This is a genomic window from Eubacterium sp. An11, from assembly GCF_002161065.1.
Taxonomy (GTDB): Bacteria; Bacillota; Clostridia; order Lachnospirales; family Lachnospiraceae; genus Anaerobutyricum; species Anaerobutyricum faecale.
In genome coordinates this window covers 51,094-67,408 of record NZ_NFLV01000005.1, presented here as the reverse complement: position 1 = coordinate 67,408, position 16,315 = coordinate 51,094, and the positions used below count along the sequence as shown (strand labels likewise).

General features: G+C 48.5%; 10 protein-coding genes and 1 pseudogene. 6 read left to right on the top strand and 5 right to left on the bottom strand.

The genetic code is table 11. From position 1 onward, the window contains the following. Nucleotides 1–3 precede the first annotated feature (3 nt). Nucleotides 4–3,522, top strand: a complete 3,519-nt coding sequence (gene mfd / locus B5E53_RS05750; protein ID WP_204245495.1) for a transcription-repair coupling factor — start codon at nucleotides 4–6, stop codon at nucleotides 3,520–3,522. A 166-nt stretch (nucleotides 3,523–3,688) separates the two neighbouring features. Next, nucleotides 3,689–4,966: a peptidyl-prolyl cis-trans isomerase gene (locus B5E53_RS05745; RefSeq protein ID WP_087313095.1), complete on the top strand. Its 1,278-nt coding sequence runs from the start codon at nucleotides 3,689–3,691 to the stop codon at nucleotides 4,964–4,966. Nucleotides 4,967–5,177: 211 nt separating this feature from the next. Here B5E53_RS05745 and B5E53_RS05740 read toward each other — a convergent pair whose 3' ends face one another. The 3 genes from B5E53_RS05740 to B5E53_RS05730 all read right to left on the bottom strand — a co-directional run bounded on the left by B5E53_RS05740 (nucleotide 5,178) and on the right by B5E53_RS05730 (nucleotide 7,822). Then, nucleotides 5,178–6,242: a formamidase gene (locus B5E53_RS05740; protein ID WP_087313094.1), complete on the bottom strand. Its 1,065-nt coding sequence runs from the start codon at nucleotides 6,240–6,242 to the stop codon at nucleotides 5,178–5,180. 123 nt (nucleotides 6,243–6,365) lie between these two features. Continuing rightward, nucleotides 6,366–7,289 carry a LysR family transcriptional regulator gene (locus B5E53_RS05735; protein WP_162611803.1) on the bottom strand — a complete coding sequence of 308 codons (924 nt, stop codon included), beginning with the start codon at nucleotides 7,287–7,289 and terminating at the stop codon, nucleotides 6,366–6,368. Between the two features lie 98 nt (nucleotides 7,290–7,387). Further along, nucleotides 7,388–7,822, bottom strand: coding sequence for a DUF3783 domain-containing protein (locus B5E53_RS05730; RefSeq protein ID WP_087313092.1), 435 nt, complete (start codon nucleotides 7,820–7,822; stop codon nucleotides 7,388–7,390). Between the two features lie 902 nt (nucleotides 7,823–8,724). Between B5E53_RS05730 and B5E53_RS05725 the strand changes: the two genes are divergently transcribed. Next, nucleotides 8,725–9,144, top strand: a complete 420-nt coding sequence (locus B5E53_RS05725) for a CBS domain-containing protein (protein ID WP_162611802.1) — start codon at nucleotides 8,725–8,727, stop codon at nucleotides 9,142–9,144. Further along, nucleotides 9,141–10,898, top strand: coding sequence for an RsmB/NOP family class I SAM-dependent RNA methyltransferase (locus B5E53_RS05720; protein ID WP_087313261.1), 1,758 nt, complete (start codon nucleotides 9,141–9,143; stop codon nucleotides 10,896–10,898). Before B5E53_RS05725 ends, B5E53_RS05720 begins: the two co-directional genes overlap by 4 nt. Nucleotides 10,899–11,044: 146 nt before the next feature. Here the strand turns inward: B5E53_RS05720 and mtnA are convergent, their stop codons facing one another. Both mtnA and mtnK read right to left on the bottom strand, forming a co-directional pair. Beyond that, on the bottom strand, nucleotides 11,045–12,244 hold the full coding sequence (gene mtnA, locus B5E53_RS19465; protein WP_204245497.1) for an S-methyl-5-thioribose-1-phosphate isomerase: 1,200 nt from the start codon (nucleotides 12,242–12,244) through the stop codon (nucleotides 11,045–11,047). 12 nt (nucleotides 12,245–12,256) lie between these two features. Beyond that, nucleotides 12,257–13,414, bottom strand: a pseudogene (mtnK, locus tag B5E53_RS05715) (S-methyl-5-thioribose kinase); the annotation flags it as partial. Nucleotides 13,415–13,647: 233 nt separating this feature from the next. Here mtnK and B5E53_RS05710 point away from each other — a divergent pair. Beyond that, nucleotides 13,648–14,184 (top strand): restriction endonuclease, encoded by a 537-nt coding sequence (locus B5E53_RS05710; RefSeq protein ID WP_140401442.1) that lies wholly within the window; start codon nucleotides 13,648–13,650, stop codon nucleotides 14,182–14,184. 1,057 nt (nucleotides 14,185–15,241) lie between these two features. Beyond that, nucleotides 15,242–16,252 carry a M14 family zinc carboxypeptidase gene (locus B5E53_RS05705; protein WP_162611801.1) on the top strand — a complete coding sequence of 337 codons (1,011 nt, stop codon included), beginning with the start codon at nucleotides 15,242–15,244 and terminating at the stop codon, nucleotides 16,250–16,252. The last annotated feature ends 63 nt before the right edge of the window (nucleotides 16,253–16,315 follow it).

Here is a 16,315-nt window from a genome sequence, read left to right as displayed (position 1 = left end):
TTCGTGGGGGTATTAGCAGAACCGCTCCGGCGGCTTAGTGAATATCTGGAAATAGAAACATATATAAAAGAGGGCCGGTATCCCATCGGCGTCACCGGTTGTGTGGATTCACAGAAGGGACATCTGGTTGCCAATCTGGGAGAGAAGGCCGGCTGCCGGCTGGTCATCACCTGGAAAGAGGAAAAGGCCAGGGAGATTTACGAGGATTTAAGCTTTTTTGACAGAAACACCATGCACTATCCGTCAAAGGACATTTTGTTTTACAGTGCGGACGTGCACAGCAATCATACGACTACAAAGCGTATGAAGGTATTAAAGCAGCTGGCATCGGGCCGGCCGCTGACCATTGTGCTCTGTCTGGATGTTCTCATGGAAAAGATGATTCCGCCGGAAAGTTTTCGGGAAAATATTCTGACCATCGGGCTGGACTCCATAGTGAAAACCGATGAACTTCGGAAAACTCTGGTGGAAATGGGATATCAGAGTAATGGTCTGGTGGAGGGACCGGGAGAATTCTCTGTGAGGGGAGACATTGTGGATGTGTTCCCGCTGACCGAGGAGAGCCCGGTCCGTATTGAACTCTGGGGCGATGAGATCGACTCCATGCGCTCTTTTGATGTGGAGAGCCAGAGAAGCATTGAAAATCTGGAAGAAATACGTATCTACCCGGCGTCGGAGATTATTCTCAAACAGGAGAAAATGCCGGAGGCCATCCGCCGGATGAAGGAAGAATATGTCCATCAGGCGGAAATATTCAAAAAAGAAAAGAAGCGACAGGAAAAGGAACGACTTCGGAAAATGGTTGAAGCGACAGAAGATGAACTCTCTTCCCTGGGCACCGCGGCCGGAAGTGAAACTCTGCTGTCGTATTTTTATGAGAAAACGGCTTCTCTCCTTGATTACCTGCCGGAGGATACGATGATTTTTATCGACGAGCCCCACCGGGTGGAGGAAAAAGGAAGAACCAGTGAGCAGGAATTCTCTCTGTCCATGCAGAGTCGTCTGGAAGGAGGGTATGTGCTGCCGTCCCAGGCAGATTTGCTGTACGGCTGCGAGGAGACGGTGTTTCATATCCTGAAGCGGCCGACGCTTCTGCTGTCCGGCATGATACAGCAGTATGAGCTTTTTAAACCGGCAGTTTCCGTGCATATCGAAGCCAGGTCTATTTATTCCTACAATAACAGTTTTGACCAGCTCATCAAGGATCTGCAGCATTGGTCCAGAGAAAAATATCAGATTATGCTCATGTCTTCTTCGGCCACCAGAGCCAGACGACTGGCGGAAGATATCCGGGACGAGGGGCTGCTGGCCTACTTTGCCGAGGACTACGGACGGGAAATCCATCCGGGTGAGGTGATGGTCACCTGCGGACGGTTAAACAGCGGATTTGAATATCCGACCATCAAGTTTGTGGTTTTGTCGGAAAAAGACATTTTCAAGGAGCGCAGACACAAAAGCCGCAAGAAAAAAAGTCAGTACAGCGGCCAGAAAATCCGCTCCCTGGCGGATATCTCCATCGGCGATTATGTGGTTCACGAGAAATACGGACTGGGTATTTACCGGGGAATGGAACAGATTGAGACCGACGGGGTGGCGAAAGATTATATTAACATCGAATATAAGGATTCCAGCAATTTATTTATCCCGGCGTCACAGCTGGATATCATACAGAAATACGCCGGAGCCGGGGCCAGGAAACCGAAGTTAAATAAACTGGGAGGAAATGAGTGGGAGAAGACCAAGTCCCGGGTCCGCTCCCAGGTGCAGATCGCAGCCAAAGATCTGGTGGAACTTTATGCCCAGCGGCAGGCCCGGGAAGGATACGCTTACGGTCCGGATACTGTCTGGCAGACGGAATTTGAGGAACTCTTCCCGTATGAGGAGACGGAAGATCAGCTTTCTGCCATTGAAGATACCAAACGGGATATGGAAAGTCACAAGATCATGGATCGCTTAATCTGCGGCGATGTGGGTTACGGCAAGACGGAGATTGCCATCCGGGCGGCCTTTAAGGCGGTGATGGAGAGTAAACAGGTGGTGTATCTGGTGCCGACCACCATTCTGGCTCAGCAGATTTATAATTCCTTCGTGGAGCGGATGAAACATTATCCGGTAAAAATCTGCATGCTTTCCCGCTTCTGCACACCCAAGGAGACGAAACAGATTCAGGAAGCACTGAAAAAAGGTACCATGGACATTGTCATCGGAACCCACAAGGTGCTTTCTAAGAGTATCCAGTACAAAGATCTGGGCCTGCTTATCATCGATGAGGAGCAGCGTTTCGGCGTGAAACAGAAAGAAAAAATCAAACAGATGAAGAAAAACGTAGATGTTCTGGCCCTGTCGGCGACACCGATTCCGCGAACATTGCACATGAGTCTGGCGGGCATCCGGGATATGAGCGTGCTGGAAATGCCTCCGGTGGACCGGCGCTCCATCCAGACCTACGTGCTGGAATACAATGAAGAACTGGTGCGGGAGGCCATCGAGAGAGAGCTTGCCCGGGGCGGACAGGTATTTTATGTCTACAACCGTGTCAATAATATTGACAGTGTGGCGGCGGACGTCCAGAAACTGGTGCCCGGAGCCGTGGTGGAATTCGCCCACGGACAGATGGGCGAGCGTCAGCTGGAACAGATTATGTTTGCCTTTGTCAACAAAGAGATTGATGTGCTGGTGTCCACCACCATTATCGAGACGGGACTGGACATTTCCAATGCCAACACCATCATCATCCATGACGCTCAAAACTTTGGACTGTCCCAGCTCTATCAGCTTCGGGGGCGGGTGGGCCGCTCCAACCGGACCGCCTATGCGTTTCTCATGTACCGGCGAAACTCCATCTTAAAAGAGGAAGCCGAGAAGCGTCTCAAGGCCATCCGGGAGTTTACAGATCTGGGCAGCGGCTTTAAAATCGCCATGCGCGATCTGGAAATCCGGGGCGCGGGTAATCTGCTGGGCGCCGAGCAGTCCGGACACATGGAGGCGGTGGGATATGATCTTTATTGTAAGATGCTCAACGATGCCGTCATGCAGATGAAAGGTGAGAAACAGGAGGAAGATACCTTCGAGACCACCGTGGATTTATCCATCGATGCCTACATTCCCGCTTCCTATGTGGGAAATGAAAGTCAGAAACTGGAGCTGTACAAGCGGATCGCGGTCATCGAAAATCAGGAAGAATACGAGGATCTCACCGAAGAACTCACCGACCGCTACGGCGATGTGCCGGCGCCGACGCTGCGTCTCATGGATGTGGCTCTGGTCAAACAGCAGGCCCATCAGGCGTGGATTCTCGCCATCGAGCAGAAAGGCACGGCGCTTTCCTTTGTCATGAACGCCCGGGCGAAAGTCAAGGTGGATGAAATCGACGATTTCTTAAAATCCTTCCGCGGCCGGATGCGGATCCGTCCGGAAACCAATCCGGTTTTCGTCTATGATCCGGGGGAGATTCCGAAAAAAGATCTTCTGACGAGAGTCAAAGAGATCATCGCCCGCATTGACGGATTGCTGGAACGGTGAGCGATGCGGTGCGGCCGGACAGAAAGTCCCATAGGACAAATATCTTTTGACCATATTATAGAAATATTGTACAATACAGGAGAAATAAAACGAACAGAGATATTCGTTTTATAAATACAGATTTTTGATTTCGTGTCAAAATAAAAGGAAATACAGGAGGTAAGCAATGAAACACGGTACAAAACGCCTGGCGGCTGCGGCCATGGGTCTTGTTCTTGCCATAGGCACCATGACCGGCTGCGGCAATTCCGGCGGAAAAGGGGAAGTTACACAGAATGGAAATGAGACGCTGTTCACCTATGACGGGGTGGATGTTCCCCTGAAAAAAGCGTGGATTTACGGAAAAATGACAGCGGCTCAGTACGAGGCTTCTTATTCTTCTTATTTCGGGGATAATTTCTGGACCATGGATATGGGGACCGACGATGAAGGAAATGCGCAGACTTTTGAAGACTACGCCAAAGAACAGATCATCGCCCGCATCAAACAGATTATCGTTCTGAATAATCACGCTGAGGAAGCGGGAGCTTCTTTGAGTGAGGATGAAGAAAAACAGTGTGAAGAATATGCGGAAGCCTTCGCCAAAGATGAATCCGGAGCGGAGATTCTGGCAGAGTGCGGCGCCGATAAAGATGATATGACAGAGATCTACGAGGAAAATGCGCTGGCGGCCAAGGTGCAGGAATATATGGTCAAGGATACCGACACGAACGTCAGTGACGATGAGGCAAGAGAGACTACCATCTCCCGTGTGGTATTTGCCACGACCACCACAGACGATGAGGGAAATACTGTGGACATGAGCGATGAAGAGAAGGCGCAGGTATTATCCACAGCCCAGGCGGCTCTGGCAAAACTGCAGTCCGGAACTGATATAGCAGATATTGCCAAAGAGCAGAACTACACCAATACTTCAGAAACTTTCGCAGCCGGAGAATCCGAGGAAGGCGAAGCCTTTGAGAAGCTGCTGGCCACCATGAAAGACGGCGACATCACCCAGGAAGTGCAGGAATGTGATAACGGCTATGTCATCGCAAGACTGGATGCGTACACCGACGCCGATGCCACCGAAAGCAACCGGCAGTCCATCATCTCTGAGCGTCAGCAGACGAAGTTCTCCGAAGTTTATGACGGATGGACCAAAGACCTGGAGGCAGAATGGAATTACGATGAAGACGTGAACCAGGAACTGTGGGCAGAGCTGGTGCTTCACACAGAAGAAAGCACAGCCACAGAAGCTGCCACAGAGACAGCTCCGGCACAGACAGCCACAGCGGCCGGAGCAGCCGATACCACAGCAGCGTCCACGGAAACTACGACAGCGGCCGGAGCAGCCGATACCACGGCAGCGTCCACGGAGACCACGACAGCAGCCGGTGCAGCGGATACAGCGGCATCTACAGAAGCGGCAGCGGCCACATCGGCAGCCGGGGAAGCACAGTAAGGGCTGACAGCCAGATATTATAAAAAAGAAAAAAGCGGTCGATTTTGACAGGTTTTCCTTGCTGCAGATTCATTCTGCACGAGACAGCTGTCACATTCGGCCGCTTTTTTTCAAAAAACAGAAATAACATTAAAACAGGAATACCATCGATTCCTGAGAACCAATGGTATCCCTGTGAGAAAGTTCATATGTACATTTTCTTATAAATCTATCAGTCTTCTGTATATTTTAAACCTTTATAGGAATGAATGCCATAAGGATCGGCTCCCGGCTCGGTACCAAATCTTCCGCCGGTAGTAGGATATCCGTAGATAGATCCGTCTTTGATTTCCATCTCGTCTTCCCACGGAAGGTGATACTTTCCGGCTGCCAGATCTTTAATATATGTTAAACCGGCATCGGATTCGCCGCCTGGTTTTGCCACATATCCTCTGTGTCCCAGATTGTAGATATTATTTTCCAGGCCCCATTCTCTTCGGGCGGCATCCGCATTTTCCGGGAAAATTTCTCCGGTGACGATCTCATAAGGATTTCTCTGTCCCTGTACCAGAACAGTACCATCATAGTTGGTAATCTGACCTTCACCAAAGTAATAAAATACACCGTCATAGCCAGCGAGGTTGACAGACACTGTGTACATCAGGTTATGCCATGCATTGGAACGATTGGTGAGAATCCACTGATCATTGACCTGAGTGCTGTAGCCGGAGATACGGATATAAACGTTGCAGCCTTTGTATGCAGCTTCTCTGGCCAGTTCAGGAATCATGCCGTCATGACAGATACAGACAGCCAGCTTGGATCCTCCAGGTCCGTCGCACACAGGCATGCCCAGATCTCCGGGATACCATGGTTCGATAGGATTCCATGGAAACAATTTTCTGTATTTCAGACAAATTTCTCCGTCAGGATTAATGATGATTGCAGTATTATAAGGATTCTTTGAAGGGTCCGGATTCCTTTCCATAATGGAGAATACGCCGTACACGCCTTCTTCTTTACATGCCTTGGCAAAAGCATCGGTTTCCTTTCCCGGGATATCGCAAAGGAATTCTTCCGTCAGCCATTTTGACGTATTTAATCCCTGGGTACTGTACTCAGGAAAGACAATCAGTTCGGCGCCGGGATATCCGGCCTTGGTGGCGTGCAGAGTACGGACGATCTCTTTGACCTGATTATCGATATCCTTTCTGGAATTAACAATTGGAACAGGCATCTGAACTGCTGCGACTAAAAAACCCTTACTCGGTTTGTTCATACTTCCAATACTTCCCATAATATATTCCTCCTGTCTATAACAATGTTTGGCCCAATTATTCCGGAATAAGAAAAGGCGTCCGGAAATGAAATCCGAACGCCTTTGTCTGGGACTGAGCACAATATAGCATGGGAAATGAAATCAGGCAAACAAAATATTTTTGTGAGATTTCAAAAGATTCTTACAATACCCTCTGGTATAATCCATGAAATCCGACACAGCCTCCGTCGTCAGGCAGTCTTTCGGCCGGATAAATCCCACGTTCCAGCGCAGACGTTCTTTAATGGGAATCGCCCGCAAAGAACTGTTTTTCATATCCTTAAAAATGTAATGCATAGAAAGGGTATTTCCGTGTCCCTCCCTGCATAATTTGTAGCTCAGGCTGAAACCGCTGGTAGTAAAAAATATATTTGGCTCAATGCCATACCGGCCGCAGGCTGTGAGAAAGAGATCATGGATCACAAAACGCTCATTTTCCAGAATCATGGGCTCCGTGGAAATGTCTTTCAGGGAAACCTCGCGGCTGTGGTAAAAACGACTCTGGGGTGACACGATAAGATAAAGATCCATGGAAAATAAGGGGTCAATGCGCACGCCCTCTGTGCCGTCGGTATATGGAGAGATGCCGATGTCATACTGGCCCGCACGAACCTGACTGATCACATCTTTATCCGGAAATTCCATATAATTGATCCGGGGATGATGTTTGCCGCTGTGCCGCCGGTTATAATCCAGAATATACTCTGGCGAAAAAAACCGGACAATGCCATACGCACAGGCCAGGCGGACGATGCCGTTTTCCCGTGCCTGTGTCAGATTGATCTCCCGTCTGGCTTTGTCAAAAGCCGATGTGATCGCCACGGCATATTTAAAAAATATATCTCCGTACACAGTGGGGGAGACACCTCCGCCGGTTCTCTCAAACAAAGGTACATTCAGTTCCTTTTCCATCTTGTGTATCATATAGCTGATACCCTGCGGGGAGGTATACATTTCCTCAGAAGCCTTTGAAAAACTCTGTTCTTCATATGTCTTGATAAATCCCTCGATGTCATTAATATTCACAGCCATCCCTCCTGTCTGTCAGCCCCTGTCAGCGATTGTAAAATGGCGGCAAAACGCTCCGGAAACGAAGAACCGGCAAAACCGCCGTCCTTTTCTCTTTACCGGGGATTCGTTCCTGTTTCCCGGGCCGTATCCTCTTCGGACGCTGCCGGCCCGTCGCCGTGCATGGAAGCATGCTCCTTTACCAGTTCATCATGCAGGGTGACCGAATCCCAAACCGCGTTGTGCTCCGTCAGCGAAGCTTTCAGGTCGATCTGCGGCACTCGTTTTTTCGCCATCTGCGATAAAAAAGCATTCAGCCTGCCGACAGAAAGACCGGCAAATACCAGCATGGCGTCTTCAAACTCCGCAGGAGCCTCCGTCAGATACTCCTTCTGATCTTCCTCTTTACCGAACGCCAGCAGTCCCAGCGGCATATGATATTGGGAAGGCGAAACGATCCGCACCCGTATCTTCATCTGAACAGCAGTCAACTGAATGACACTGCGGGTTTTCCTGTCATTGATATTATACAAAAGTAATGTCTCTCTCATAAAACGTACCCTTTCTTTCAATGAAAATGTGATGGGATCCAGCCACAAGACCCCGTATTGAAAAATTATAACATGGGATGGGGGAGGATACAAATTGGGATTTGTAAATCTTTTTGCAGCCCACAGAAGGCTGCTTTACCGAAGACAAGGTATTGATAAAAGTTCTCCTCCTCCACTTCGGCAGACTGGTACCTGGCTGTATTTCATCAATATAAATCAGACGCCTGCGCTCACAGTCGTCGTCAAACCATATCAATACCTCGTCTTCTCCAAATGTAGTCTGCGTGCATAGAGATTTACAAAGAATCCTGGCTACCCTGGCGAAACAACAGATTGTGGCAGTTTTTGACTGTTAAACGGTCCATCGATGATAACAAAAATACCTGATTCAAACCGACAGAAGCGGCCGTAAATTTTGGTATCCGCTGATTCATCTGTAGCCATAACTGGCTGTTTTGTCAGCGTAGCACAGGATGTTTGTAAAGGTGGAACAAAGGTTTCTCAACAGGCAGATGGCGTTTTGGACACATACGGCTTTCGGCCGCGAGCTGTGAAGGAGGACTGGGGAAGACAGCTTCATAAAGATATCCCTGGACCGTCCGACTGAGGGCCGAGACGGGCGAATCCGTATGTGCCCTTGCGACATTGTCTGTCTGAGCAGATAGATGTTACCACCTTTACAAATCCCAATTTTACAAAAATATGAAGATTTCATGAAGCTTCTGTATTTTTATATCTAAAACACCGCAGGTGTGGTATGATAAGGCAAGAGCATATGTACCGTAAATTTATTGGGATTATCACATACAGAGGATACGGCACATGAAATATAAAATCTTACTCCGCGAAGGGCGCGCTTCATGTGCGGTGCGGGTAGTGTGAGACGAAACAGGGAGGGTTATATGAATATTTCATTTTTTCTGCTTCCAAAAAGTGAAGTGACCTATATTGAGCATGAGGATACCGTCGGCCGGGCGCTGCGGGTCATACATAAGAATGGATTTCAGGCGGTGCCGGTCATTGACGAGGAAGGACACTATGTGGGAACAGTCACAGAGGGGGATTTCCTCTGGAATCTCATCGAGGATTACCACATGGACATGGAAGCCATGCGGAAGGTACGGGTTTCATCTTTAAGGAAAAAATGGGACTACAAAGCGGTGAGCATTGATGCCAATATGGCGGAGCTGGACCAGTATATTATGAATCAGAACTTCGTTCCCGTGGTGGATGGGAGAAATGTATTCATTGGAATTGTCACAAGAAAACAGATCATCAGTGAGATGATACGCAAAAAGAATCAATGTGGAGAAAATCAATGACGAAATTGCAGTTACCGGAAAGCTTCCAGAACATGATGCAGCAGCTTCTCGGGGAAGAATACGAAGCATTTTTAAGAGGCTTTGACGGAAAAAGACAATTTGGTCTGCGGGTAAATACTTCAAAGATAGAATTGGAGGAATTCGAAAGAATTGCTCCTTTTCATTTGAGAAAAATCCCGTGGATACCAGAGGGATATTTTTACGAGGAAGAAGACGCTCCGGCCAGACATCCATTTTATGCGGCGGGGCTTTACTATCTGCAGGAACCAAGCGCCATGACTCCGGCCTCCCGGTTGCCGGTGCAGCCCGGCGAACGGGTACTGGATCTGTGCGCGGCGCCCGGCGGCAAGGCGACCGCCCTGGGAGCAAAACTCCGGGGGAAAGGGCTTTTAGTGGCCAATGATATCAACAACGCCCGGGCGAAGGCCCTTCTGCGCAATCTGGAGCTGTTCGGGATATCCAACGCCTTTGTCACCAATGAGCCGCCCTATGTTCTGGCGGAGAAATATCCGGAGTACTTTGACAAAATCATGGTGGACGCACCCTGCTCCGGAGAGGGCATGTTCCGGAAGAATCCGGCGGTCATCGACGCCTGGCAGGAGAAGGGGCCGGAATATTTTTCCCGGCTTCAGAAGGAGATTATTCTGCATGGAGCGGATATGCTGCGGCCCGGCGGCAAGATGCTCTATTCTACCTGTACATTTTCACCGGCGGAAAACGAGAGGGTCATCACCCATCTGCTCCGGGAACGCCCGGAGATGGAAGTGATTCCCATGGAGGATTACGAAGGATTCTCCTGGGGACTTACTGCCTTTGCCGGTGAAGAATTCCATGAAAGCTGTCATCTCTGCCGGCGTATTTTTCCTCACAAGATGCCGGGAGAAGGACATTTCATGGCGCTGCTCCATAAAAAAGAAGAAGGCGCCGGTCAGCGTGGAGAGACAGAACGAGAGCAGATGGAAAACACACCGGCAGAACAAATTCTGCCAGAAAACATCCAGCCAGAACGAATCCGGATGACATACGCGCCGGCGGGCGATATAAAAGCCGGAAAACGTAAAAAAGATAAGAAAAAAAGAAGAAAAGATTCCGGGCAGGGCCGGCAGAATGGCCGGAACAAGCACTGGTGGGAAGTGTGCAAAGACCTCGGCAAAGAGCAGCAGCAGGCAGCCGCCGAGTTCTTTTCCCATGTACTGCTGGATCTGGAACCAGAACGCATGGATGTCCGGGGAGAGAAGCTCTACTACGTACCGGAAGAGACAAGGGAAGCAAAGGGCATTCATTTCCTTCGCAATGGCATTTACATGGGAGATTTCAAGAAAAAGCGTTTTGAGCCGTCTCAGCCGTTTGCGCTGATTCTCTCAAAAGATACGTTTGATCGCTGTTTGAATTTCTCGGGCCGGGACCCACGTCTGGAGAACTATCTTCGGGGAGAAAGTCTGTCCCTGGACTGGTCAGGAGAACAGGATGACAGCCTGGCAGCAGCGGGAGACGAAAGTGAAATGCGGGCAGAAGATATGCTGTCGAAAAGCAGAATGCAGGCGGGGGATTCACAGTCGAAAAGCAGAATGCAGGCAGAAGATATGCGATTGAAAAGCAGAATGCAGGCGGGAGATTCACAGTCGAAAAGCAGAAAAAAACAGTCGGGCAGAAATGGCTGGTATCTGGTTCTTGCCGACGGTTTCCCGCTGGGATTTGGCAAAGTGGCCGGCGCTACCTTAAAAAATAAATATCCGGCAGGGTGGAGAAAATGATAAATCTATAGTACAGGAAAGGTATTTATAATATTATGTTTGCTTTTTTGAAAACTTATTTTTATAAATGGGAAAAATAAGTTTGCTCAGGAATGCCAAAACCTGCCGGGGCAGAACATGGCTGTATGTCTGCCCCGGCAGATTTCCTATTTCATATCTTTTAACATCCGCTGTACGGTATCACGAATCTGCTTTTTCAGGAAAATTTCCTGGAAGGATTCTCCGTACGGCGGATAAGCAACGCCGAATTCTGTGACAATGCCCGTGATCAGATCATGGTCGGTCACATCAAAAGCTGGATTATAAACGTTTACGCTGGGAGCGGTCATTGGTTTTTCGTACCACATATCAGTGACTTCTTCCGGTTTTCTCTGTTCAATGATAATATCATCACCGGTGGCGGTGTTCATGTCAATGGTGGATGTCGGCGCGCACACATAAAATGGCACATGATAGCGTTTGGCGGCGAGAGCGGCCATGGAGGTGCCAATCTTGTTGGCGGTGTCCCCATTTCTGGCCACCCGGTCACAGCCCACAAATACAGCCTGGATCTTACCCTCGCGCATGAGGGAAGCAGACATGTTATCGCACAGCAGAGTGACGTCCAGACCGGCGCTCTTTAATTCAAAACTGGTCAGTCTGGCGCCCTGCAGGAGCGGACGGGTCTCATCACAGTATACTTTAAAATGATATCCCTTCTCCTGACCCAGATACATCGGAGCTGTGGCGGTGCCGTATTTGACTGTGGCAAGCTGACCGGCATTGCAGTGGGTCAGCAGGCCGTCGCCCGGTTTCACCAGGGAGAGGCCGTACTTTCCGATGGAGCGGCATACCAGAATATCTTCCTCGCGGATGGTAAGGGCCTCATCGTGAAGGGCAGTTACAATCTGCGGCACAGAATCCCCCTTGTGGTCCTGCACCACATTTTCCATGCGGCGCAGAGCCCAGGAAAGGTTCACAGCCGTCGGTCGGGAAGAATTCAGATAGGCAGAAGCTTCCCGGAAACGGCGAAGAAATTCATCATAATCCGAAGACGCCTGTCCGGCGGAATTGCCGTTCTGAGACGCCATGGAAAGAGCGATTTCTCTGGCGGCCAGATAAATACCGATGGCAGCGGTCACGCCGATGGCCGGAGCGCCCCGCACCTTGAGAAGGTAGATGGCGTCCCAGATATCTTCCTGCGCGGTAAGAGAAAGAATCTCAATGCGGGAAGGAAGCTTTGTCTGGTCAATGATCACCAGGGCGTGGTTCTCATCATCCAGAGCCACGGTATCGTAGTCAAGGATCGTTTTCTCCGGCCCGAGCAGAGGATTCTCCGGCTCGATGGCCCGGATAGCCTTTTCCATGGCCTGGAGGTAATCTCCGGAGGTCTGAAAGTCTTCCCGGTGAAGAATCAGATCTTTGGCAAACGTCAGAAGAATCTTCTCAGCGCAGGCGCGCTTTTCCATATCTTCGATGACGGTGATATCTTTATTATGAGCCATGCCCACGATCCGGCGGATGCATTCGGTTCCGGCATATCCTGCCGTGTCAGCGAGAATATCCCGCAGGTAAGACTTCTTAAATCCGGCGGATTTTGCCAGCGGTTCCGTCACCTGTTCATCGTAGAGACGCACAAACTTCTCTTTAAACAAATCCACCACTTCCAGAATGGCGCCCATGCACCAGCCGCAGAAATGCGCCTTTTCTTCCGGGTCTTTTATGGTGGCGTTGCCGTTGGCCCAGGCAAAGAAAAGATTGGCGATGACATTTCCGATGTCATAGCCCATAGGGCCGAAGAAGGCAAACTCCGGATCAAAGACAAAAGTGTGCTCCTGGTTGATAAATACCGAACCGGTGTGCAGATCACCGTGAATCAGGGATTGGGCGTAATTCATGAAACGAAACTTAAGTTTAGCCACTTCCGCCTTCAATTTTTCGTCCTGATAGATCTCCGTTTCCACAAAATCTTTCACCGGAGGAAACACGTCGTTTCTTCTATTATAATTAAGAATCGGTTCTCCGAAGACAAGATTTTCCGTGATATCACAGAGCTCCGGGTTGGAAAACTCCCGCACCAGTGCTTTCCTTTTCTGATGATCCATAACAATATCGGTGGTCATCAAAAGGCAGTTCACAAGAAATGTGGTGATCTGATCCGGAAACTTCGGATAAACTTCATGGTGAATGAGGCCGGTACGCATCATGGTGTGCCCCACCATGTCCTCCATGATCATGGCGCACATGACGCCGTCATAGAGGTATACCTCCGGCACCAGTCCCGGGCTCAGGATTCCCTGCAGTTTTAAGATACTGGCCTCGATGCGGCCACGGTCCGTGGTCAGTGTCATTTTATCGGAGATGCGCAGGTGCGTTCCGGCCTGTTTTACGATGACAGAACGGCCGGTTTTCTCATCTTTTACCCGGAAAACGTAATTTAGGTTGCCGTCTCCGATTTCCTTGCAGGAAAGAGCGGCTGCGTCGTTAAAATAATGCAGCTTAGCCTGAACGTAAGCGATCACATCGGATTCTTTCATCAAAAAATATGTATTGAAATCTGACAAAGTATATCCCCCCTCCTGGAATCAAATTTCCGTTGTCTCTATTAGTATTCATTATAGAATAGCGATAACGGAAAAACAATGAAAAAACCGGGAAATTATAGTATAATTACTTGCATATTCAGCCGTGACCGTCCGGTTTTTCAGAAATGTAAAGCGATTTATCCGGAAAAGAAACGGCGCGGCGGACAGAAGAAAGGAAAGGGACAATGAGAGTATTTGACATCATGACAGGGATATTGGCAGTATTGGTCATCGGCGCTTATGGCAGGGGATATATGATGTACACAGAAGCTAAGGGAGAAGAATGCGTTTTTTATACGATTCTCTGCGCGGTGGGACTGCTGCTTCTGTTTCGCCGCCTGATCAGCCGCCGGTATCTCGGTATGTCCATGCGAAAAGTAGATAAATTAAGCGGCAGAGCATTCGAGAAATATCTGCGGGCACAGTTTAAACATCTGGGCTACCGGGTGACGCTGACAGATTTCAGTCATGATTACGGGGCAGATCTCATTGTCCGGAAACATGGGGAAAAAATAGTGGTGCAGGCCAAACGTTATGAGAAAAATGTTGGTATTTCCGCGGTGCAGGAGGCTGTGGGCTCTGTGGCTTACTATGATGCCGACCGGGCCATGGTGGTGACCAACAGCGGTTTCACAAAAAGCGCCCGCAATCTGGCCAGACAGAACGATGTGGAACTGTGGGGGCGTTATGACATTCAGAAGAAGTTTAAAATAAGGAAATAGACGTCAGAATCTTGTGACGGACCGTTGTTTCTGTGCTGATTGTGTCAAAAGAATAAATTATCAGAAAAATATTTAATTATAGATGTAAAAACTAATATTTATCAGAATATTTAATCATTTTGAAAAAACAAAAATTTTTTTGAAAAATAGTATTGACAAAATCGGGCGTTAGAATTATAATACAGATACAAACAAAGACAGGACGGACAAAGTCCTTTATATAGATCTTGTAATTGTTAATTTTCAGTTTTTTGTAAAAGAAAAAGAGGTGAGACCACCAAGAAGGTTAATTTAATTTCAAGATTTAAATAAGTAACAGGAGGTACAGACCGCCAGAAAGAGTAATTTCAGACTCAAAACTATACTAAGCAAAGGAGGTACAGACCACCAAAAACTTTAATCTGACACTCAAACGATACTAAGGCAGGAGGTACAGACCACCGGAAGTAGTAAGATTGGAATTCAGGAGAAGCTGAAGGAAGAGGTACAAGAGGTAAGGGGTTGTCAGTGATTGAGCCCGATGAGTTGAGAAGCAGAAGATGTACAGGTCACCGTGCAGTTTATCTTAGGATTCATAGGATTGGCACTTTGAAATTGTGATCATAAGAAAGTTCGCTCGAGATTTTAAGGAAGCTTGAAGGTGGATGAAGATAACCGGTTATAGTGCAAGGGATAGGAAAAGAATTGGTGATATGAGATTCCCGGAAAGTTCTTCTTAAGGTTAAGAGGAAAAGTATTTGAGGTACGGTCCGACAAAAACATAAGTAATTAACCGAAACTATATTATGAACAGGAGGTATAGACCGTTGGACATAATAAGTGAACAGTGAAAGGGAGCATTTGAATTGGTAGTCAGATGCTCTCTTTTACTATGTCCGGAAAAGTTTGTATAGTGAGAGGAAAACTGTGACATGCCGTAAATTTGCTGTTAATGCAGGCAAACGGTTATGTCATATTTTTTTGAAAAAAATCCGTTGTTGACGATTTTCCACTTTTCATGTAAATTATTAATAGAATGTTACGATTCTTTTACAAAATAAAGAAGGAGAGACAACGGATGAAAAGTATTGTAAAAAGGCGGAAGATATGGCTGCTTTTGTTTCTGTTCGTGGGACTGGGACTATGGGCTGCCCATGGACAGAAAACGGAGGCGGCCATTGTATCAACAAATCACCAGAAATATACATATGCGGAGTATCGGAAAGATTTAAAACAGCTGAAAAAGAAATATCCGGATCGCTGCCAGGTCAATGTCATCGGACGGTCAGCGGATGACCGGAACCTTTACGAGGTGGTTTTGGGCAATACCCAGGCGAAAAAACATCTGGTGGTCATTGCGAATCTTCATGCGAGGGAATATATGACAACGCAGCTTTGTATGCGCCAGCTTGAGTATTATCTGAAGAAATATAATAAGAAGATCAGCGGCGCGAAAGTGGCGGATGTTCTTGACAAAGTTGCCATTCATTATGTGCCGTCCGCCAATCCTGACGGAACGGCCATCAGTCAGTTTGGATTTGGGGCCATACGGGATAAGAGTCTGCGGGCAGCCCTTCGTAAGATGCCGGGAAGTGCTCTGAGATGGAAGGCCAACGCCCGGGGCGTGGATCTGAACCGGAATTGGGCCGTGGCGTTCCGAAAGGGCGGTGTCCGCGGATACGCCGGTTTCCATGGCAGCAAGGCGGCCAGTGAGCCGGAAGTAAAAGCTCTGGTCAAAATGGTCAACCGGATTGAGAAAAATGGTCAGATTGCGGGTGTGGTCAGCTATCATTCCACTGGATCCATTTTATATGGAAGATGTGCCAGCAACGCGGAAACAAAGGTGGAGCAGGTGACTGACCGCATGTATAGGACGGCACAGAGTCTGACAGGCTATCGCCTGATGCCGACAGAAAGTCTCAGCTCAGCAGCAGGATGTTCCAGGGAATATTTCCTTTATAAGAGAGATATCCCGTGTATCACCCTGGAAGTGGGACGAGGCACCTGCCCGCTGAGTATCCGCGAATTCCCCTCCATCTGGAGAAAAAATAAAAATGTGGTCATCCGGGAAGCCATGCTGTTTGACTGATGGAAAGATTGATAGCATACAGCGGGAGAAGATAGGTCTTGTCAATACACTGCTGACTGAAGC

Bases quoted from the DNA above. Each gene is read 5' to 3' on its own strand.
- B5E53_RS05745 (WP_087313095.1), top strand. From the start codon at position 3,689: ATGAAACACGGTACAAAACGCCTGGCGGCTGCGGCCATGGGTCTTGTT.
- B5E53_RS05740 (WP_087313094.1), bottom strand. From the start codon at position 6,242: ATGGGAAGTATTGGAAGTATGAACAAACCGAGTAAGGGTTTTTTAGTC.
- B5E53_RS05730 (WP_087313092.1), bottom strand. From the start codon at position 7,822: ATGAGAGAGACATTACTTTTGTATAATATCAATGACAGGAAAACCCGC.
- B5E53_RS05725 (WP_162611802.1), top strand. From the start codon at position 8,725: ATGAATATTTCATTTTTTCTGCTTCCAAAAAGTGAAGTGACCTATATT.
- B5E53_RS05720 (WP_087313261.1), top strand. From the start codon at position 9,141: ATGACGAAATTGCAGTTACCGGAAAGCTTCCAGAACATGATGCAGCAG.
- mtnA (WP_204245497.1), bottom strand. From the start codon at position 12,244: ATGGAAAAGGCTATCCGGGCCATCGAGCCGGAGAATCCTCTGCTCGGG.
- B5E53_RS05710 (WP_140401442.1), top strand. From the start codon at position 13,648: ATGAGAGTATTTGACATCATGACAGGGATATTGGCAGTATTGGTCATC.
- B5E53_RS05705 (WP_162611801.1), top strand. From the start codon at position 15,242: ATGAAAAGTATTGTAAAAAGGCGGAAGATATGGCTGCTTTTGTTTCTG.